Annotated in this window: 1 pseudogene; it reads left to right on the forward strand. The window is 59.2% G+C overall.

The annotated features are described in order from the left end of the window. Window positions 1-25 precede the first annotated feature (25 nt). A pseudogene (locus tag AC1DDA_RS27430) lies at window positions 26-387 on the forward strand (hypothetical protein); the annotation flags it as partial.

The following is a 387-nucleotide window of genomic DNA, read 5'->3' on the forward strand; positions in this document are numbered from 1 at the left end:
CCTTTTGTGTGCAATAGCTCTGAACTTGGTCGTCGTCGTCTTGGCTACGCGAGAGCAACTCCCGCCACAATTCCCGTTGTCCGATCAGGCGCTTGAGACGCTTGAGCCACAGGTGACCGTCAGGCCGTTCGTCAGTTTGTCATCCGCACCGGAAGGCGTGGCATTCGCCGCTGACTTGTCCGAGGAAGTGCTGACGAGCCTCGCAAAGCAGAAGCACCTGCAGGTTTTTGCGGAAAATGGGCCGGTTAGTTCGGTGGCCGGCGACCGAGGCAAGCAAATAGCGCACCTGTACATCGTTGAAGGCAGCGTTCGCCAGTCAGCGGATAGGTGGCGCGTCAGCACGCGCCTGATCGACGCTCGTACGACTGCAGTGAAATGGGCCTACTC

It is taken from the genome of Allobosea sp. 10N428, from assembly GCF_056394545.1.